The sequence below is a fragment of the Pseudomonadales bacterium genome, from assembly GCA_041395945.1.
Taxonomy (GTDB): Bacteria; Pseudomonadota; Gammaproteobacteria; order Pseudomonadales; family Azotimanducaceae; genus SZUA-309.
On sequence record JAWKZN010000002.1, the window covers coordinates 272107 to 290012 of the forward strand.

At 62.5% G+C, this 17906-nt stretch carries 21 protein-coding genes; 8 read left to right on the top strand and 13 right to left on the bottom strand.

The features are described from left to right. Window position 1: 1 nt before the first annotated feature. Window positions 2-2035: a hypothetical protein gene (locus tag R3E82_17925; protein MEZ5552765.1), complete on the bottom strand. Its 2034-nt coding sequence runs from the start codon at window positions 2033-2035 to the stop codon at window positions 2-4. A gap of 302 nt (window positions 2036-2337) precedes the next feature. On the opposite strand from R3E82_17925, the gene R3E82_17930 reads away from it, so the two are divergent. Further along, window positions 2338-2967, top strand: a complete 630-nt coding sequence (locus tag R3E82_17930; protein MEZ5552766.1) for a nitroreductase family protein — start codon at window positions 2338-2340, stop codon at window positions 2965-2967. 83 nt (window positions 2968-3050) lie between these two features. Here the strand turns inward: R3E82_17930 and R3E82_17935 are convergent, their stop codons facing one another. After that, window positions 3051-3323, bottom strand: coding sequence for a hypothetical protein (locus tag R3E82_17935; protein ID MEZ5552767.1), 273 nt, complete (start codon window positions 3321-3323; stop codon window positions 3051-3053). A gap of 33 nt (window positions 3324-3356) precedes the next feature. Continuing rightward, on the bottom strand, window positions 3357-3725 hold the full coding sequence (locus R3E82_17940) for an energy transducer TonB (GenBank protein ID MEZ5552768.1): 369 nt from the start codon (window positions 3723-3725) through the stop codon (window positions 3357-3359). A 181-nt stretch (window positions 3726-3906) separates the two neighbouring features. Here R3E82_17940 and R3E82_17945 point away from each other — a divergent pair, with 181 nt between their 5' ends. Genes R3E82_17945 through R3E82_17955 form a run of 3 tightly spaced genes read left to right on the top strand, consistent with a single transcriptional unit; the run spans window position 3907 to window position 5336 of the window. Then, entirely contained in the window at window positions 3907-4212 is a 306-nt protein-coding gene (locus R3E82_17945; GenBank protein ID MEZ5552769.1) for a hypothetical protein, read from the top strand. Next, on the top strand, window positions 4193-5119 hold the full coding sequence (locus tag R3E82_17950; GenBank protein ID MEZ5552770.1) for a phytanoyl-CoA dioxygenase family protein: 927 nt from the start codon (window positions 4193-4195) through the stop codon (window positions 5117-5119). Before R3E82_17945 ends, R3E82_17950 begins: the two co-directional genes overlap by 20 nt. Continuing rightward, window positions 5106-5336, top strand: a complete 231-nt coding sequence (locus R3E82_17955) for a DUF2970 domain-containing protein (GenBank protein ID MEZ5552771.1) — start codon at window positions 5106-5108, stop codon at window positions 5334-5336. Before R3E82_17950 ends, R3E82_17955 begins: the two co-directional genes overlap by 14 nt. Window positions 5337-5348: 12 nt before the next feature. On the opposite strand, the gene R3E82_17960 is transcribed toward R3E82_17955, so the two are convergent. The 4 genes from R3E82_17960 to R3E82_17975 form a co-directional block, all read right to left on the bottom strand. After that, window positions 5349-5765 (bottom strand): VOC family protein, encoded by a 417-nt coding sequence (locus R3E82_17960; GenBank protein ID MEZ5552772.1) that lies wholly within the window; start codon window positions 5763-5765, stop codon window positions 5349-5351. Window positions 5766-5836: 71 nt separating this feature from the next. Continuing rightward, entirely contained in the window at window positions 5837-6628 is a 792-nt protein-coding gene (locus R3E82_17965; GenBank protein MEZ5552773.1) for an SDR family oxidoreductase, read from the bottom strand. Between the two features lie 26 nt (window positions 6629-6654). After that, window positions 6655-7659, bottom strand: coding sequence for an aminoglycoside phosphotransferase family protein (locus tag R3E82_17970; GenBank protein ID MEZ5552774.1), 1005 nt, complete (start codon window positions 7657-7659; stop codon window positions 6655-6657). Further along, complete coding sequence (locus tag R3E82_17975) at window positions 7656-9701, bottom strand: family 20 glycosylhydrolase (GenBank protein MEZ5552775.1); 2046 nt, start codon at window positions 9699-9701, stop codon at window positions 7656-7658. Before R3E82_17975 ends, R3E82_17970 begins: the two co-directional genes overlap by 4 nt. Window positions 9702-9793: 92 nt before the next feature. Here R3E82_17975 and R3E82_17980 point away from each other — a divergent pair, with 92 nt between their 5' ends. Together R3E82_17980 and R3E82_17985 are read left to right on the top strand one after the other, a co-directional pair. Beyond that, window positions 9794-10399 carry an SIS domain-containing protein gene (locus R3E82_17980; protein MEZ5552776.1) on the top strand — a complete coding sequence of 202 codons (606 nt, stop codon included), beginning with the start codon at window positions 9794-9796 and terminating at the stop codon, window positions 10397-10399. Window positions 10400-10430: 31 nt separating this feature from the next. Continuing rightward, window positions 10431-11054 (top strand): DUF2306 domain-containing protein, encoded by a 624-nt coding sequence (locus R3E82_17985; GenBank protein ID MEZ5552777.1) that lies wholly within the window; start codon window positions 10431-10433, stop codon window positions 11052-11054. Between the two features lie 15 nt (window positions 11055-11069). On the opposite strand, the gene R3E82_17990 is transcribed toward R3E82_17985, so the two are convergent. Beyond that, window positions 11070-11960, bottom strand: a complete 891-nt coding sequence (locus R3E82_17990; GenBank protein MEZ5552778.1) for a LysR family transcriptional regulator — start codon at window positions 11958-11960, stop codon at window positions 11070-11072. A 221-nt stretch (window positions 11961-12181) separates the two neighbouring features. Here R3E82_17990 and R3E82_17995 point away from each other — a divergent pair, with 221 nt between their 5' ends. Next, on the top strand, window positions 12182-13297 hold the full coding sequence (locus R3E82_17995; protein ID MEZ5552779.1) for a citrate/2-methylcitrate synthase: 1116 nt from the start codon (window positions 12182-12184) through the stop codon (window positions 13295-13297). Here the strand turns inward: R3E82_17995 and R3E82_18000 are convergent. The 3 genes from R3E82_18000 to R3E82_18010 are packed head-to-tail and all read right to left on the bottom strand — an operon-like array spanning window position 13278 to window position 15316. Then, the gene (locus R3E82_18000) at window positions 13278-13679 is read right to left on the bottom strand and encodes a GNAT family N-acetyltransferase (protein ID MEZ5552780.1); all 402 of its coding nucleotides are present in this window, start codon (window positions 13677-13679) and stop codon (window positions 13278-13280) included. The two genes, R3E82_17995 and R3E82_18000, sit on opposite strands and share 20 nt — an antisense overlap. A gap of 10 nt (window positions 13680-13689) precedes the next feature. Continuing rightward, window positions 13690-14163, bottom strand: a complete 474-nt coding sequence (locus R3E82_18005; GenBank protein ID MEZ5552781.1) for a hypothetical protein — start codon at window positions 14161-14163, stop codon at window positions 13690-13692. Next, window positions 14153-15316: an aminotransferase class I/II-fold pyridoxal phosphate-dependent enzyme gene (locus tag R3E82_18010; protein ID MEZ5552782.1), complete on the bottom strand. Its 1164-nt coding sequence runs from the start codon at window positions 15314-15316 to the stop codon at window positions 14153-14155. The genes R3E82_18005 and R3E82_18010 overlap by 11 nt, the downstream gene beginning before the upstream one ends. Window positions 15317-15493: 177 nt before the next feature. On the opposite strand from R3E82_18010, the gene R3E82_18015 reads away from it, so the two are divergent. Then, window positions 15494-16165: a tetratricopeptide repeat protein gene (locus R3E82_18015; GenBank protein ID MEZ5552783.1), complete on the top strand. Its 672-nt coding sequence runs from the start codon at window positions 15494-15496 to the stop codon at window positions 16163-16165. 5 nt (window positions 16166-16170) lie between these two features. Here the strand turns inward: R3E82_18015 and R3E82_18020 are convergent, their stop codons facing one another. Together R3E82_18020 and R3E82_18025 are read right to left on the bottom strand one after the other, a co-directional pair. Further along, window positions 16171-17022, bottom strand: a complete 852-nt coding sequence (locus R3E82_18020; GenBank protein ID MEZ5552784.1) for a TauD/TfdA family dioxygenase — start codon at window positions 17020-17022, stop codon at window positions 16171-16173. Further along, complete coding sequence (locus tag R3E82_18025; GenBank protein MEZ5552785.1) at window positions 17015-17869, bottom strand: TauD/TfdA family dioxygenase; 855 nt, start codon at window positions 17867-17869, stop codon at window positions 17015-17017. The genes R3E82_18020 and R3E82_18025 overlap by 8 nt, the downstream gene beginning before the upstream one ends. Window positions 17870-17906: the final 37 nt, after the last annotated feature.

Here is a 17906-nt window from a genome sequence, read left to right on the forward strand (position 1 = left end):
TTTATTCGATCCGCACCACGTAACTCAGCGTGAATTCCGCCTGCCCCGGGACACCGGGCGCAGACATGGCGCCCGCAGGTGCCACCCGCACATAGCGGACGGCCGGATCGAAGCCGGCGCCATCGGGCACCGGCGTATAGCTGTAGTCCACCCCATCCAGCGAGTAGGTCACATGGGTGGCATAGCTGTAGGTCAACCCTGTTGGAATCGGCGATGCGGAAGCGTCATAGGCCACCGGATCAACCGGCGTGCAGGGACTGACACAGGTACAGGCCGGCAGCACGCACATCTGCACTGTCGCTGGAATCTCGTCCACCAGAATCACACTGTTGTTGTCCGCCGCACTTGGCCCCTGGTTCACCACCCGAACCTGATAGCGCAGCCAGGAGCCCGGCAGATCCTTGGGCAGACTCCCTCCGGCAGGATCCTGCAGTGTGGAGATCGTCTTGGTGAGCTGCATCCGGGCACCGGCGAGGATGAACGTCTGCTCGTCGATGTTGAAGTAGTTGGCCTGGATCTGGGGTGCCGCCGGCTGACCGGGAATCCGCAGCAGGCCATTGGCCAATCCCCCAATGGACACCGAACCGTCCCGGACAAAGGTCCGCACCCGCCAGTTCGGACCCGGAGTATCGGCCACCAGAAAACTGTAGGTGGGATCCGCAGGCACACTGCCGTTGTTACTCCAGATCAGATCACCGGCCACCGCATCACCGTGTGTGCCATCGTTGTACATGCGGATGCCACTCACCACCAGCGCGCCGCTGTTGTCATAAAGATCTGCAGTCACTGCCGTGGCACGCGCATCGGCTATGGTGCGCAGGGAGAGGGTCTGTCCGCTGGAGTACTGTGTGGCGGGGCCTGCTCCGGTGTCCGCCGGTGAGATCAGATTGGCCCCGAAAGCCTGGGCCGCACCCAGGGTCGCGTTCTGCCGGCTCCACTGCACATCATCGACCTTCACCCAGCTTCGATAGGAGTTGTCACTCGCCGAATGCCAGGTCTCGATGCGGAAATTGATAGTGGTACCTGCATAAGCAGAGAGATTGAGTCGTGCGCGCTTCCAGCCGAAATCGAGTATTGAACTTCCGTAGTTGTTCCGTCCCAGCCTGCCGGTTTCGATGATCAGCGTCGGCGAGCCTGTGTTCACGATGCCCAGTGCGGTGTGATTCACGGGGCTGCCGTTCACATTGAAGGTGACCCAGTCGTAGTTGGTCGAGTTGGCGATGCCGTCAAAGGACTGAACCTGAAAATAGAATTCGAGCTCACCGGCCGCTGCACCCGCTGGTACAGCGATGTCCCTGGACAGCCGCACCCTTTCGTTACCCGAGCCATCTTCGCAGTTGTTTCTGTAACCGAGCAGATGCCAGGCTTCACCGGTCGCGTTGCCGGAAATGGAGTTGGGACTGGTGTTAAGACCATTGGCCGCGTTGTTGCTGCAACCGGCTGCAAGATTGATGGTGCTGCCGAGGGTCGTCCGATAGACCTCGTTGTTCTGATCACCGCCGGTATTCACACTGGACACCACCCAGCCGGTGGGCGTGCTGCCGGCGGACTGTTCGAAGTGTCCGTTGATGACAGTCACACCCGGGGCCGCCGGCTTCGCGCCGTTACCCACGATATCGAAATACAGGAAGTGCGCGGCTGTGTCCTGTGCGATGAAGCGCACTTCACCGCGCCCGTTGCCCGCCGCATCCAGTACCCCGCCGTAGACCCGGTCGGTGAATTCCTGGCGGGTCGCCAGGGTGCCATTGCCGCGCACCACCCGAACCGAGGATTCATCGAAGTCGACGGCCGCCGTGTTAACGCCCAGCGTGGTGAGCAGTGCATGAAAGTCCACGTCGGCCACCACGGTGCTGTTCACCGTCGTGGGCGCCGGCAGGGTCAGCGGTACCCGGTAGTGCCATCCGCCGGGAACGCCCGCCTCGGTGTACCAGCCCGGCACGGCAAGATCCGCGCGCACCGACACGCTGCACAACAATGCGAGCAGCAGGCAGGCGCGGACAATCAGCAGGGGATGGATGTGCCAGTTACTGGACACGTGGCATCCTGTTCACGTGTGAAGACCCATTATTCGGTTTCCGGTCAGTCAGGGGCGTGAACCAGATCACATTGGTGCAAGTGTGCAGCCGGGAGTCCGACGCGCAAATGCCCCGGCCGCGTCAGAGTCCCGCTGCCGCGGCAGACACGAAAAGATCCGACCTGCAGCCGGACCTTCACCCGTCGTGCCAGACCCGCTGGATAATCACGCACTGGCCGGCAAGTCGTCCAGCGATGTGCGATACACTCGCCCGCCGGATGAATTCAGACCACTGACCCACCAGGTTGTTTAAGGAGAAGGAATTGGGATTCGATACCGCCATGACCGATGAGCTGCTTGCCACCACACGTGCGGTGCGCAAGCGCCTGGATCTGCAGCGGCCTGTACCAAAGTCCATCATCGAAGAGTGTCTGTCTCTCGCGGTGCAGGCACCGACAGGATCAAACTCCCAGACCTGGCGCTGGCTGGTCGTGGATGATGCAGAAAAACGCAAGGGCCTCGCCGATCTCTATCGCAAAGCGGCCGAAGGCTACCTGTCCACCGCAGGGAAGAAAGCGGGGGATGCCCAGACCCAGCGCGTACTCAGTTCTGCCGCGTACCTGATGGAGCATCTGCACGAGGTACCCGTACATCTGATCCCCTGTGTGAAAAGCCGACCGCCGGCCAATTCCCCCGCAATCGCCTACGCAGGTCTGTTCGGCTCGATTTATCCCGCGGTATGGAGTTTTCAGCTCGCCTTGCGATCCCGGGGACTGGGTTCAGTGCTCACCACCCTGCATCTGGCCCACGAAGCCGAGGCTGCCGAACTGCTGGGTATTCCCGACAATGTGATGCAGGTGGCTCTACTGCCGGTGGCCTATACCCTGGGCACGGACTTCAGGCGGGCCAACCGGCCACCGGTGAGCACGATTACCCACTGGAACGAGTGGTAGCTGTACATTCAGGGCAGACGGTCTGAACCCCGGCGTGCCGGAGGCTTGAGAACATCCGGGAACGGCGGGATTCTGATAAGAGATCAGGGACGCCCCAGCCGGCGCGCCATTTCTGTCTCGAATTCCGGAAAGTAACGGCCGATCTCCTCCAGATCGAATTCCGGAAGAATCGACGTATTGGCCTCCCGCTCCAGGAGGAAGCGGAAGGCCTGCACGATCACCCACTCCTGGGTCATACCACCGCCGCACAGTTTGCGGTGATATTCCGGAGACAGACCGACCCGATGCACGGTCTCGACGGGTTTTTCCACCACCACTTCCCAGACGTTTGCCGCCACCATGGAAGCGCTGATCACCGTCCTGTCCGCCGAACCCGCTGACCTTCGAGCTCAGTAGCCGTTGTCGACATCGCCGTCTGACAGCCGGAAACGGACCGTGCTCAGTACATCCTGCACCGCTTCGGCCTGCCCTTCCCGGATTCTCGGATTGTACCGCCAGGATCGCACCGCAGAGAGCGCGGCCTCTTCGAACACGCCGGCCGGATCGGCTCTTTCCACCCGCACATTTTCAACGGCACCGGTAATCGAGATGTCGTAACGCACCACGACCTCGCCTTCGATCCCGGCGGCTTTTGCCTCGGCGGGATAACTGGGGCCTGATCCGGCGATCAGCTGCATGGGACGGTTCTGTGCACCCATGCAGCCGCTCAGCAGCAGCGCGGTGAGCAGGAGCAGTTGTCGCAGCCGGTGTCTATTCACGATCCCTGTCCTTAGATGGTCCGCCGAGGGCGACGGACTGACTGCGCAGGATCGCATCGGGAATCCTGCGCCGCAACTGTTGCGATGCGTCGCTCCCGTAACGCTGCTGTCACAACCCGCCGCAGTGACCAGATCGGGTCCTGTACGGTGTGGCACGCGGCAGTCATGCTAAGCTCGCGCGATGCCGCAGCGACAACAGGTTCTTGTGCTCTATCTCGCCAGTTCCGCTCTGGATACCGGCGTCATAGCCTGGGCAAATTACGATGGTACCGGACGGGAAGCGCACTGGGCGGGAGATGGTGAAGCACCACCTTACAAAACGGGCCTTCACGCGCTGCGTGATGGCTGGCGTCTGTTCCAGGCCAGCCAGTTGTTACCCCACACGAGCGGCGATGAGTTCCGTACCGGTTACCTGAAGTACGAATTTTTTTTCGAGAAGCTTATCGACGTGCCGCAGGACAGCGAAGGTGCATGTGACGACGACTGACAGCCTGCGTCTCACCACCCGCCAGATGGCGGAATTTGCCGCGAAGGGATATCTGCGCCTCGACTCGGTGGTGCCCGAAGCCCTCAATCAGGCATTCCTGAGTGAGATCGGCCATACCGAAGACGTCGCCAGCGTCGCCGAGCACTACGATCGCATCATGGGTTCGAGCGCCATTCCGATTGTCCCTTCCGGCACACCACTGGCCCACGCCTATCCTCAGGGATCCGCGCTGGGACGCATCATCGATCTGCCCGCGGTGCGCGGTGCCATCGAGAGTCTGGTCGGCCCCACCAGCCGTATCGACCATCATTTTCTGCACATCACCTTTCCGCCGAGTCTCACCGGCCGCGCGCTGCCAGCCCAGCACACCCACCAGGATTCCACCATCGATCCCCGCCGGGCGTTTGACGTGCAACTGATGTACTTCCCCCATGCTGTGACCCGGGAGATGGGTGGCACCCGTTTTGTCCCCGGTTCCCATCTGCGCATCGTCAGCGAGGCTGCCATCGGTCGCTACCAGAACATCGTCGGCCAGCAGCACATGGTATGTGATGCCGGCACTGTGCTGATCGTGCACCATGGCATCTGGCACGGAGGTGGCGCCAACCGATCCGATCGCCTGCGCTACATGTTCAAGATCCGTCTCTGCCCCACCCAGCGTCAGTGCCGCCTCTGGGATACATCGGACCTGGACACCAAATCGCCGCAGAAACCGACCTTCTGGCTGGGTGCGCAACCCGATCCGGCGGACGTGCACACCATTCTCACCCGCCCGGAGCCCTGGCACGAAGCGGATACCGGGCGCCTCGAATATCTCAATCGCATACACTTCTGGCGTTATCTCACCGGAGACGAAACATTTGACGCCGACTACTGGGCAACCCGGATCGAAAATGAATACACCTGAAAAAAAACCCGAATCAGACAGCGATCGACTGACCCTGCTGCAGATGATCGGCAGCACCCTGGCTGCCGCCTTCGGTGTGCAGTCGAGCCGCAATCGGGAGCGGGATTTCAGCCGCGGTAAACCGCTCCACTTCATCATCATCGGCGTGGCTTTTACCGCACTGTTCGTACTTGCCGTCGTGGGCGTGGTTCGCCTGGTACTCGGCAATCTGACCTGAGCCTGACTCCGCTCAGCCCGGTCCTTTCAACTCGACCGTATTGCCTTCAGGATCCCGCAGATACATCGAGGGACCAGTTCCGGTCGCACCGTAGCGCTTGCCGATTTCTCCCGGATCGACGCCGTTGGCGCTCAGGTGCGCGGATATCCCTTCGGCATCCCAGGGTGATACTGCAAGACACAGATGATCCATGTTCGGCGCACCGGGATCCGGTGTCCCGCCGCCCTGTCTGCCGAGAACACCAGCCACATCGATCAGGTCGATCAGCGACCGGCCAGCCCTGAGCTGCCACAGACCGAGATCGTCGAGATGCCTCTCCAGTCGGCAGCCAAGCACGTCGCAATAGAACTCGAGCATTCGTAGCGGATCTTCGACGCGCAGCACCACATGATCGATCCCGGTGATATTGATGGGGTTCACTGTCCTCATATTCTCGCTCCTTCACCCGGATCCAACCGGATCCCGTGGGATTCGCACGGATCCGCCAGCCGCTTCCCACTTCAGACAACCTTCGCCAGACCGCCGTCCATATTGATCGCGCATCCGGTGATGTAGGACGCCGCATCCGAGGCCAGAAAGTGCGCCAGATTCGCGACCTCCTCCGCTTCACCCATCCGACCCAGAGGCAGTCGCGCGCCCGCAGCAGCGACAAACTCCTCGAAGCTCTTGTCAGTACCCGATGCCGTGAAGCGACGCTGAATCTGATCGCTCTTGATGAATCCGATGAGCATCGCGTTCACCAGGATGTTGTGCGGCGCGCCCTCGCCAGCGAGAACCTTGGTCAGAGCCATACCCGCTGCCCTGCTGACCGAAGTCGGCGCTGTGCCGGCATCCGGCGTCTTCGCGTACACGTTCAACAGATTGATGATCCGCCCCCAGCGCTGAGACTGCATGTGTGGCCAGGCGAGCCGGCTCAGCCGGATCGCCGCAAAGAGTTTCAGATCCAGGTCTTCCTGCCACTCGGCATCCGAGATTTCAGGGAAGGGCTTTGCCGCCGCATGACCGGCGTTGTTGACAAGGATATCCACGCCGCCCAGATCGCCGGTGACTGCATTGAAAGTGGTGCTCAGTTGACCGGCATCAGCAACATCACAGACATAGCCGATCACCTTCGCCCCATCCGGTGCCTGTTCCGCGTTCAGCGTACCGCAGGCATCATCCAGCGGCCCCTGTCGCCGGGCGAGAATCGCTACCCGGGCCCCGGCGCTGTGAAAGGCCCTGGCCATCGCGTAGCCGAGACCCAGACTGCCGCCGGTGATCAGCGCCGTTCGTCCGTTCAATCCTGTGTTCATGACCTCCCTCCTTCAATGAATTCTGCTCACTTGAGCACGCCTTCGATACCGGTCAGAGCGCCCCTCAGCCCGGTTACAGCGGCTTCGATGGATTCCAGCAGCGCGAACTGCCGCCGCGCCCGCTGGAGGTTGTCACCCCGTGCTGCCACCTTGAAATAGGTATCATCGTCGAGATGATCGGTGAGGTAGCGCACACCCAGCATGAAGGTCATGTAGCGGGGTGCTGCTGTCAGCTCTCCAGCCGTTGCCCTGATGCCCGACCCGGTCAGAAACCCTCGGGTTACCGCGGCAAACGCCTGTGGCCACATATCAGGCCGGGTCGCGGTGAGTACCGAGCGCACCAGATCCCCGTAATCCCAGGCCCAGTGACCGAGCATGACCGTATCGAGATCCAGCACACAGCGTACCTCGGACCGGGACCCATCGAAGAGCAGATTGCTGAGTTTGCAGTCACCGTGAATGTGGCCGGTCGGATCGGACAGATGCTGAGCAAGATCCCGATGGCGATCGACGAAGGCGGCATCTTTTCCCCGGTCTGTCCGCTCGGCTGCTGCCACATGATCGAACCTGAGCAACACCTTTTCGAGCTCATGAAAGCCCGGGATAACCGGCGCAAGGGGTGGCTGGGGGAGATCCGCGAGCACCTGCTGAAATCGTCCGAATGCGAATCCTGCCGCTTCCGCGAGCGCTGTCTGTGTCACCTGACTCACAACCCGGCAATCGCCGACTTCCTCCCAGAGCCGCCACACACGACCCCGCTCATCCGTATGAAATCCGTCACCGGAACGGCTCCGGACGAGAACCGGCGTCAGTCCGGGCGCGTGTGCCGACGTGTGCGCCGTCACCCGCATGACGTTGTGCATCACCTGCACAGGGTCGGCGAACACCCGGTCGTTGATCCGCTGCAGCACGAACCGCGCACCCCTGGCGTCCGTCGCCCGGAAGGTGTCGTGAATGTGACCTGCGCCCAGCGGTGCAACGTCTCTGGCAACGAACCAGCCTGCCGCCAGGACTGCCTCAGGGGAGTTCAAGGTGATTCCATCAGCCAGGCGCGCAGTTGCGGTCCGATCGCCAGCATCAGTTCACCCTGCGGACGACTCAGCGCTTCCATCCGCGCCAGCTCGATCCGCTTTCCTGTACGCAGACGTTCGTCCATTGCCCGGGCAAGTTCTCCCAGCGCCTCCTGCAGCGGGCGCAAGGCACCGGCCTGACCGCCCCCACCGGGTCCGGCAGCGAGCCGCTGCCAGGTCTGTATAAGACGCGCCAGTTCGTCCCGGTCCGTCTGATTGAGTGCGTCTGCGGCGGCCCGCGCGCAGATGGCCTCGATCCGGGACGAAAGAAAGCTCTCCGGCGGCAGATAGTCGGCAACGCCTCTGAGCGGCGTGTGGGTCTGATAGGGTCGCGCCTTCGGCATCTCGCTTCCCTGGATGCGTGCCGCCAGCGCGCGGGCGCCGAGCAGTCGACCGTACCACTTCACCGGCTCGAGCATGTCCAGCAGCGGACGCCAGTGATCGTCGAGACCCAGACCTGCGAGCTGACCGCGGCTGCGCTGCGCAACATCGACACCACCCAGGGGATGAATCTCCGCAAGATACCAGGCAAGACGCCCGGTAAGACCTTCACCGGAACACTCCCGGTCCGTCGACCAGAAGCGTTCCGCCAGCGCCGGAAGACGCGACCACAGCCGAACGTCGAGTACTTCCGCATCCACCAGCTCTCCCCATAGACAGGCTTCGCCGCCAAGCACCAGTTCATCGAGCACGGTCCGCTCGACCGGTGCCACTGCGTCATCGCGCCACTGCAGTGTCCAGCGCAGACCGTCCGCCACATGGGCCAGACGCGGATCGGCCATCTGCTCGTCTTCGAAGCGCAGCAGCGTCTGCTGATCTGCACCGGGATCGAAGTCGTAGTGCATACCCGCGGGAAAGCTGAGATCCAGATAGTAGGGCGCCGAAACCAGTACCCGATTGCCTCGCGCCGCCGCCCGATCCCGCGAGGTCGCACCGCGCCATGCCTGCACGATCCAGTCCCGGGCAAGGTCATCGTGGAGCACTTCGTCCCAGCCGATCACCTGCCGATCCCGATCCAGGACCAGTTGTCGAACCCGGGCATTGAACTGCGCCTGGAGATCCCGGGGCCCTGTCAGGTTGTGCTGCGCCATATACGCACGGATGTGCGGATCTTCGGACCACCAGCGGTGATGGACCTCGTCTCCGCCGATGTGAATGCAGGGATCCGGAAATACCGCAGTCAGCTCGTCGAGCAGACCACCGATTGCTTTGTAGACCACCTCACTGGTGGGATCCAGGCAGGCTTCGTGGACCCCGAAGCGCTCAGAGGCTGCAGTCTGTCGGCAGCCCCACTCCGGATACGCGGTCAGCCAGCTGGTCACATGCCCTGGCATATCCAGTTCGGGAATCACCCTGATGCCGAGATCGGCCGCCGTCTCGACCAGGTGTTCGAGTTCATCCCTGGAATAGCAGAGTGTACTCGGCAGCTTCGGGTAGGCGGCGGACGGGAAGCGGAAACCCTGATCGTCCGACAGATGCAGATGCAGCACATTGAGTTTGCACAGCGCCATGCCGGCGAGGGCCCGCTCAATCGTGGAGGTGTCGAGAAAGTGCCGGGCCGGGTCGAGTAACAGGCCACGCCACGGGAACCGGGGCGCATCTTCGATGGCCACATGCGGCACCCATCCGGGCCTGGTGACCGTCTGCAGCAGCGTGACCAGACCGCGCAGTACCCCCCACTCGGTCGGTGCCTCGAGATAGATGCCCGCATCATCGATCGCCAGCCAGTAGCTTTCGTCTTCCACGATTCCGGGATACCGGGGACTGAGTTCCGCGCAGGAGATGCGTATCTGTGTCGCCGGTTCCTGCAGCGGCAGGCCGCTGCGGGCCGCGAGCGCCCGGGTAAATCTCTCCACCGCCTTTTCCAGTCGCAGGCTGCGGACACCGGTAAATTCAGCGCTGACCCGTGCGCTCGTCAGCCGTTGCCGACCCGTCCCGCAATCCACCGCGCGCGGCAGGGGCAACAGCTGCGGGGGTATTGCAACATCCAGTTGACTCGACATGCGGCTCGCTTCAGTCTCACAACGCTTATCACAGGGCGATGAGTGTACCCCGCTCGAGGGCTCACTGGCTCGCAGAAGGAAGCTTGAGCACCATGGATATCAGACAACGCATGCGCGCCGTCATCGAAGCCGAAGCAGATGCTATCCGCGCCATCGACGTGAACGACGACTTCGTCCGTGCCGTCGAAGTGATGAAGAACTGCGAAGGCAAAATCATCACCACCGGTATCGGCAAAGCCGGCCACATCGCCCACAAATTTGCCGCCACCCTCTGCTCGACGGCGACACCCGCGGTGTTCGTACATCCCGCGGAAGCCGCTCACGGCGATCTCGGTCTGGTGGACACCCACGATGTGATGATCGCCTTTTCCACCAGCGGCAAGAGCCGGGAAGTGCTGGAAATTCTCGAACTCGCCCGGCATCTGGGTGTTGCGACCGTCATCGGCGTCACCTCCCACCCGGATTCAGATCTGCGCAGACTGTCTGATTTCGTGCTCGACATGGGCGAAATCAAGGAACCCTGCCCTCTCGGCCTGACACCCAGCGCGAGCATGGCGGTGATGCTGGCAATCACGGACGCTATCGCACTGGCGCTGCTGGAGCACAAGGGTGTCACCAGAGAAGACTACGGCCTGCGCCACCATGGAGGTTATCTGGGTCGGGCGGCGCGGGCGGACAACGTGCCTCACTCGAAGTGAGGCTGACCAGGAACCACACACAGCATCATCGATGACCACGAACACCGCGACCCGCTCTTCCCTGCTCGGCCTGCTGATCTTCCTCAGCATTCCCATCGCGCTCTATGCCTTCGTGTTCCAGAGCGGCATGGCCGGCGGCACGGATTTCCACGAACGTTTTGCCACCATGCCGGTATTCGCCGCCTGCCACATTCTCGGCAGCGGCGTTGCCCTGCTGCTGGGCGGATTTCAGTTCCTGCCCGCTCTGCGCCGGCGCCGGCCCGAGCTGCACCGCTGGCTCGGCCGCACCTACCTGGTGGCGGTGTGTGCGGGCGGAATCGGCGGGCTGGTGCTGGCCAGCAACGCGACCGGCGGTCTGGTGGCCCGGGTCGGTTTTTCCGGTCTCGGTATCGTCTGGCTTTACAGCGGCTGGCAGGCCTATGCAGCCATACGCAGGCGGGACATCCGCAGCCATCAGCGCTGGATGGTGCGCAACTTCGCCCTCACTTTCGCCGCAGTGACCCTGCGCATCTACCTCGGGCTGTCCGAAGCTGCCGGTATTCCGTTTCAGGAATTCTATCCGGTCGTCGCCTGGCTGTGCTGGGTGCCGAATCTGATCCTGGTGGAGTGGCTGCTGCTGTCCCCGCTCAACCCGGTACCGCCAGGGAGACTCTGATCAGGCCTCCAGGCCTCAACGGCTGCCCTGCGCAAAGTAGCGGTGGCAGATCCCGATAAAGCGCTTCGCACCTTCCGACAGCGCCTTGTGTTTCTTGTAATACACGCCGACTTCCCGATCGAAGGAGGAAACCTCCAGCGATTCAATCGGATGATAGCCGGCAAGGCTCGCAACCAGGCTGTCCGGCAGATAGGTGATGCCTCTGCCGGCTTCGCACAGCGCCAGCCGCAAACCCAGATGGCTGACCTCCCAGACGTCCTGCACCATGTCCCGGATACGCTGACTGCCCGGGCGTTTGACCGGATCGTCGAGAAAGGACGTCAGCAGAGTCTGAGATCCCAGCATGGAACCCGGGTCACGCCTTAAGGCGTGGAAGTTCGGGTGATTCTCGTGCACGACCAGTCGACGGGTTTCCTCAAAGAAAGGCACGCACTCGAAGTGTCCGGGCATGCGGGTCTGAAACGGACCGAAGGCGATTTCCCAGCGATCCTCGTCCACTCCGTAGACCATCTCCCGGCTGGGTGCGACGTCGAGCTTCAGACGGGTCAGCGGATTGCGCTCACAGAACTCGAGCAGCAGAACTTCACCGTAGAAACGATTGACCGCACTGCTCATCGCCAGATTGAGGGTTGAAAGCTCGCCCAGGCGGATACGATGAATGTCATCCAGCGCCTGCTCTTCTTCATTGATAACCGTGCGTGCAAAACTGAACAGCCGTTTACCCGACTCGGTGAGTTCCGGCCGGCGCCCGCGCAGCAGCAGCTGACACTCCAGCTTGTGTTCGAGATTGGCGATGGCCTGGCTCACCGCGGACTGGGAAACATCCAGTTTCTCTGCCGCGCGTGAGAACCCACCTTCCTCGACAACGGTGGCAAAGATACGGATTTCATGGCGTTCGATCTGCATGGACTGACACTAAGATGACTCAGATCAAGTATCAATGTCCCGGAGACCTTCGAAAGAAGAGAATCTCATTCTGCACTTATCCAACGATAAGCAGGGCTTATGCATAAGCGGAACTTCAGCATCCGCAAGTCTGAGGGTCTGGGAGCCTGCCGCACTGGAACATAAGCTCTTCGTCAGATTGTCCGGAGTCGAGTACCGGACAAAAAAAACCGGAGGCCGACATGACCGAGACGATGAAGATAGCGAAGGGGCTCGAAGGCGTGGTGGTGGATACGACCGCCATCTCACTGGTAGATGGCGACAATGGCATACTGAGCTATCGTGGCCACCCCATCGACACCCTCGTGGACCGACCCTTCGGCGACGTGGCCGCCCTTGTCATCGATGGTGAATGCTCCTATCGCCTTGCCGGGGAACTGGCGCTCGAGGCGGACCTCTCCAGGCGCGAACTGGCGCTGGTGCTGTCCCTGCCCCGGGACACCCATCCGATGCACGTGCTGCAGGGTCTCACGCCTCTGCTCGACCGGACGAAAGCCTTTGCCGATCGGGGGGAAGCGGCCCAGGGTTTCGCCGTTGCGGCAAAAATGCCCGCGCTGCTGGCGAGTTTCCTGCTCGGGGCTGCACCCCCGGCGACGGATCGCATGGATCCTGCCGGACGCTTTCTGCATCACATCGGCGCACCGGACACGGACATCGCCAGGCGCGCCTACAACACCACCCAGATCCTGCAGATCGAACACAGCTTCAATGCCAGTACCTTTGTCGCCCGGGCTACTGCAAGCACCCTGGCCCCGGTGGAAAACGCACTATCCGCCGCCTTCGGCGCCCTCCACGGCGTGCTCCACGGCGGCGCCGATCAGGCTGCACTGGAAACTGCAGATGAAGTCGGCTCACCCGAAGCGGCCCCCGCCTTCGTCGATGCCTGTCTCGCCGGAAAGCGCAAGGTCATGGGTATGGGACACCGGGAGTACCGGGTGCTGGATCCGCGAGCCCGCCATCTCAAAGCCCTCGCAGAGTCACTTTGCGCAGGCACACCACACGAACGCACCTACCGCACCCTCGTCGCCATCGAGGCGCGATTCACCGAACGCATGGCGGAACAGAACAAGTCGCTCTATGCGAATCTGGAATTCTACAAAGGTGTGATCTACCGGGCGCTGGGATTACCCGGCCGGTTCTTCACGGCGAATTTCGCGATGGCCCGGGTGTTCGGATACCTGGCCCACTTCATCGAGTCCAGGGAAGACAACCGCATCGTGCGGCCGAAGGCGGCTTACATCGGACCGCCTGTTATCGATCACCGAGAAGCCGGCGGGTTCACTCCGGTGTCAGCGTAAACAGCAGACCGCCATCCACGGCCACAAAGCCTGTACGGGCGAAGAGTCCGCGCAGTGGTACGCCGGCCACAAAAATTTCCCGGCCACCGTTCGTTTCGGTGAGACCGATCGCATGGCCGAGCAGCCAGCGGCCCAGTCCCGCGTGTCGATAAGGTCTGGCGACCACCAGCGTGCACAGCTCCGTGCGGATGTCGGAGCGTGGGCGGATCACGTAGGCGCCTATCGCCACCCCATCGTATTTGGCCACCCGGATCAGATCCGGATCGGTGTAGGCCATCACCCGGTGTTCATCCGGATCCGCTTCCAGCAGCAGGTCCCAGGGAATCTCATCACTGTAGGGGCGATAGATGGTCGCGTCTCTGACACTGAATGTCCGGTTCACCGGTTGGACCTCAATGCCAGCTCTGCCACCACTTGCGCAGCCGGCCGGCGGCACTGCTGTCACTGCGCGAGGCCTTCTCCGGCGGTGCCATCAGATGTCGCATCAGCACCGGCGCGAGCAGGTCATAGTGGGCCCAGTCGTCCTTCACTGCGTAGGTGTCCGCACCGAAGACCTCGCGATAGTCGTCAAGGAAATGCGGGTAGTAGTGGTCGGTGAAGGCCTGACCCCGGGCATTGAGCAGACTGCGTTCGAATCGACCCCCGCAGGCGGCGATGAAGAACTCAGCACCCGTTATCTCCCGATAGCGCAGGCGCAGCAGCAGCGATTCATGCTGCTGCTGAAAGTCGGTATCGAGCAGATGCAGATTGGCGCACCAGGCGAGGTACATGCCGGTCGGAACTGCCGCCGCTGCGAAATCGTCGGCTTCGCCGAGATGACGTTCGATGTCGTCATACATGCGGGGCTGCATCGGGTCAGGCTGCATCGAGTGCCTGGTTCAGGTCATCGAGCAGATCACTGCCGGTCTCGATACCCACAGACAGCCGCAGCAGACCGGCACTGATACCCAGCTCCTTCTGCCGCTGGGCGCTCAGGCTGGCATGCGTCATCAGTCCCGGGTGTTCGATCAGGGATTCCACGCCGCCCAGACTCTCTGCCAGGGTGAACACCTTCACCGCACCCAGAACCGCCCGCGCCGCGGCCAGGCCACCTTTGAGCTCCATCGACAGCATGCCGCCATGTCCCGACGTCTGCCGGCGGGCCAGCGCATGCTGCGGGTGGGAGGAAAGACCCGGATAAGCGACCGAAGCCACCTTGGGGTGTACGTGCAGCATTTCGGCTACCGCCTGGGCATTGGCGGCATGGGCCTGCATGCGCAGGGCAAGAGTCTTCACACTGCGCATGCACAGATAGGAATCGAACGTGCTCTGGATTCCACCCATGGACTTGTTGAGAAATCCGAGGGACTCGGCCAGAGATTCGTCGTCCGTGACCACGATGCCGCCGATCAGATCGCTGTGCCCGTTGATGTACTTGGTGGTGGAATGCAGGACCAGATCTGCGCCCAGTGCCAGCGGCCGCTGAAAGTAGGGGCTCATGAAGGTGTTGTCCACCATCAGCCAGGCACCTGCCCCATGCGCAATCTGCGCCAGCCGTTCAATATCGAGCAGCTTCATGAGCGGGTTGGTCGGGGTTTCGATCCATACCATCCGGGTGTTCGGCCGCAGGGCGGTGCGGAGCGCTTCGGGATCGGTCAGATCCACATAGTCGAAATCGAGGCCCTGTTTGCGGAAGACCTGTTCAAAGAGCCGATAGGTACCGCCATACATATCGTCGCAGCACACCACATGATCACCCTGAGCAAGCAGGTGCATGGCGGTGGTCGCTCCCAGACAGCCGGACGCGAAGGCGAAGCCGAAGCGCGCTCCTTCGAGGTTGGCCACACAGCGCTCATAGGCCGCACGGGTGGGATTCCCCGCGCGGGAATAGTCGTAGCCCGCATACACGCCCGGTTCCGAATGCACATAGGTGGAGGTGAGATAAAGGGGTGTGACCACCGCACCGGTGGTCGGATCCGGCGCCTGCCCTGCATGAATGGCCCGGGTCTCGAAACCGAATATTTTGTCTGACCAATCCATCGCAATACCTTCACTGGTTTGTCCGCTGGCACGGAAAATCGCCGGGCACAGTAGCCGCTGGGCGCGCTGTGAACAAGTATCTGTCGCGCACGGGTCTCCAGGAGACGGATTCTGGTGGCCTGCAAACAGCAGGTTTTGCGATAGACTCCCCCCGAACCCTTCTCCTGGAGAAAGCCCGTGCCCGCCGCTGGAAAGTTCCGCCCGCTCCTGTCTGTGCTCGTGCTGCTGCTCTCGGCGCCCACCCTGAATGCGGCGGGAACACCCGGATCCACCACACCAGACGCCCCGCCCGCGGGCGAGGCCGCGGAGTCCCAGGCACTCACACTGCATCGATCGGGTATCGAAGCGAAGGAACTGGCCTGGCAGGCGGAAGCCCGGGCAGCTCAGACCACGGATCCCCAGGCGAAGGAGGCATTGATCCAGGAGGCACAGTCCCACTACCGGCAGGCGGCGGACGCCCAGGGTGCGGCCCTGAAAATCGATCCCCGCTACGCCGAAGCCGCGAATGAACTGGGCTATGCTCTGCGCCGCGCAGGTGACTATCGCAAAGCGCTCGGTGCCTACAACTACGCGCTGATGCTGAAGCCTGATTTTCTTGAAGCGGTGGAATACCGGGGGGAAGCCCTGCTCGGTATCGGCGATCTCGACGGCGCCAAGGCCGCCTACCTGCGTCTGTTCCGCGAAGCACCCGAACTGGGTGAGCGTCTGCTCAGTGCGATGGAGACCTGGCTGGAACAACAGGTGGCGGAATCAGCCCAGCTGCAGGCTTTCGGGGACTGGGTCGAGGAGCGACGGGTACTCGAAACCGCGACCCGGGAAGTCAGCCAGGCATCCGTACGCCACTGGTAGAACGCTCAGCCGCTGCCGGCAAGCGGCACCTCACCCCGCACGATCACACGCTGCATTTCCCGGCGTGCGCCCGGATAGTCGTTCAGCGGGTTGTGCAGCAGGCAGCGGTTGTCCCAGATGGCCAGGGTTCCGGCCCGCCAGCGCAGTCGGGTGCAGTTTTCGGCTCGAACAATGAGGGCATGCAGTCTTTCCAGCACAGGCAGACTCTCCGCACGGGACATGCCGACGATGTGGGCGCAGTGGATGAGGCTGACATAGAGGGCGCGGCGTCCGCTGTCCGGATGCAGCCGGACCAGCGGATGATCCGCCTCAGTCGCCACCGCTGCCGGCCGTCGCGCAACGCGCTCGCCGGCAACCGCGGCGTGAGCGCCCTGGGCGTCATGCACCAGCGACGCTGTACAGTGCACGCGCATTGCATCCAGGCGTTCACGTTGAGCAGGCGCCAGACCTGTGCAGGCCTCCTCATAGGCACCGTACAGATCCGCAAACAGGGTATCTCCGCAGATTTCCGGCACCTCCTTTGCATAGAGCAGGGTGTAACTCGGCGGCCGCGTGAGATAGGCGGTATCGGTATGCCAGGCGCCGCCGAAGTTGGCCCGGTCCTGGGGTTCCTTCAACACCCGCACCACATAGGGGGCGTCGTCCAGAGGCTCGGCAAAGGGATAGCGATCCAGCTCTCCCAGCCGGGCGGCGAACTCGGTCAGCGTGGCCGGCGTGAGCTGCTGATCGCGAAAGACCAGCAGCTGGCTGGCCGTCATCGCCCGACGCACATCCTCCGCCGCAAGCGTGCGCACATCAATACCGCGACACTGCGCACCGATAGCGCCGATGAGCCTGGTGCACGGCAGATCAGGCACCGCCGACAGACTGCGCACTCACCCCGACAGGGCGCGCACCCTGGATGGTGATGCGGTGCATCCTGCGGTGCTGGGGAAAGAAGTCGTTGACCGGCTTGTGCTGGGTCGAGCGGTTATCCCAGATCGCCACAGTGCCCGGCGACCAGTTGAGGCGCACGGTGAATTCATCCGTGACCACATGCCGGTAGAGAAAGTCCAGCAGTGCGCGGCTCTCGCCCCGGCCCAGACCCTCGATGCGGGTGGTGAACAGCGGGTTCACATAGATGGCCTTTCTGCCGGTTTCCGGATGCACGGCGATCACCGGGTGGAGCAGCGGGGGATTGGCAGCAGTCGCTCCGGCCAGACGCTCCGGGCCACCCGGCTCTGCCAGACTTTCCTGGAAGCCGTGGCGGAAATCGTGGACAGCCTGGAGTCCGTCCAGCAGACCCTGCAGCGGTGCAGAGAGCGCATCGTAGGACGCGGTGATGCTCGCCCAGAGGGTATCGCCTCCAAAGGCTGGAATGATCTGGCCGTGCAGCATGGTGATCATCGGCGGTGTGCTGCGGAACGTCATGTCCGTATGCCAGGCCTCGATCTTGCTCGGCGCGGCTGCCGTGCTCTCCAGTATCTGCACCTGGGGCGCTTCGGCCACCACAGGATAGGCCGGGTGTACTTCGATCCGTCCGAAGCGTGCACCCAGGCGCTCGTACGCTCCGGGTGTCAGTTCCTGGTCCCGGAAAAACAGTACTTCGTGTTCGAGCAGCGCCGCATGCACCTCGGCGAAAGCGTCGGCAGACTCTGCGACTTTATTCAGCTGCACGCCCTCCGCGAAGGCGCCCAGCGCTCCTGCTGCTTTTTTAAACCGCAACGTGGCATCCTTGACTGCAAGATTGAAGGGAAGATCC

What these genes read in the sequence shown, in the direction of transcription:
- R3E82_17995 (MEZ5552779.1), top strand. Translation starts at nt 12,182, where the DNA reads ATGACCGAGACGATGAAGATAGCGAAGGGGCTCGAAGGCGTGGTGGTG.
- R3E82_17960 (MEZ5552772.1), bottom strand. Translation starts at nt 5,765, where the DNA reads ATGAGGACAGTGAACCCCATCAATATCACCGGGATCGATCATGTGGTG.
- R3E82_17980 (MEZ5552776.1), top strand. Translation starts at nt 9,794, where the DNA reads ATGGATATCAGACAACGCATGCGCGCCGTCATCGAAGCCGAAGCAGAT.
- R3E82_17975 (MEZ5552775.1), bottom strand. Translation starts at nt 9,701, where the DNA reads ATGTCGAGTCAACTGGATGTTGCAATACCCCCGCAGCTGTTGCCCCTG.
- R3E82_18005 (MEZ5552781.1), bottom strand. Translation starts at nt 14,163, where the DNA reads ATGCAGCCTGACCCGATGCAGCCCCGCATGTATGACGACATCGAACGT.
- R3E82_17945 (MEZ5552769.1), top strand. Translation starts at nt 3,907, where the DNA reads ATGCCGCAGCGACAACAGGTTCTTGTGCTCTATCTCGCCAGTTCCGCT.
- R3E82_17955 (MEZ5552771.1), top strand. Translation starts at nt 5,106, where the DNA reads ATGAATACACCTGAAAAAAAACCCGAATCAGACAGCGATCGACTGACC.
- R3E82_18010 (MEZ5552782.1), bottom strand. Translation starts at nt 15,316, where the DNA reads ATGGATTGGTCAGACAAAATATTCGGTTTCGAGACCCGGGCCATTCAT.
- R3E82_17965 (MEZ5552773.1), bottom strand. Translation starts at nt 6,628, where the DNA reads ATGAACACAGGATTGAACGGACGAACGGCGCTGATCACCGGCGGCAGT.
- R3E82_17985 (MEZ5552777.1), top strand. Translation starts at nt 10,431, where the DNA reads ATGACCACGAACACCGCGACCCGCTCTTCCCTGCTCGGCCTGCTGATC.
- R3E82_17990 (MEZ5552778.1), bottom strand. Translation starts at nt 11,960, where the DNA reads ATGCAGATCGAACGCCATGAAATCCGTATCTTTGCCACCGTTGTCGAG.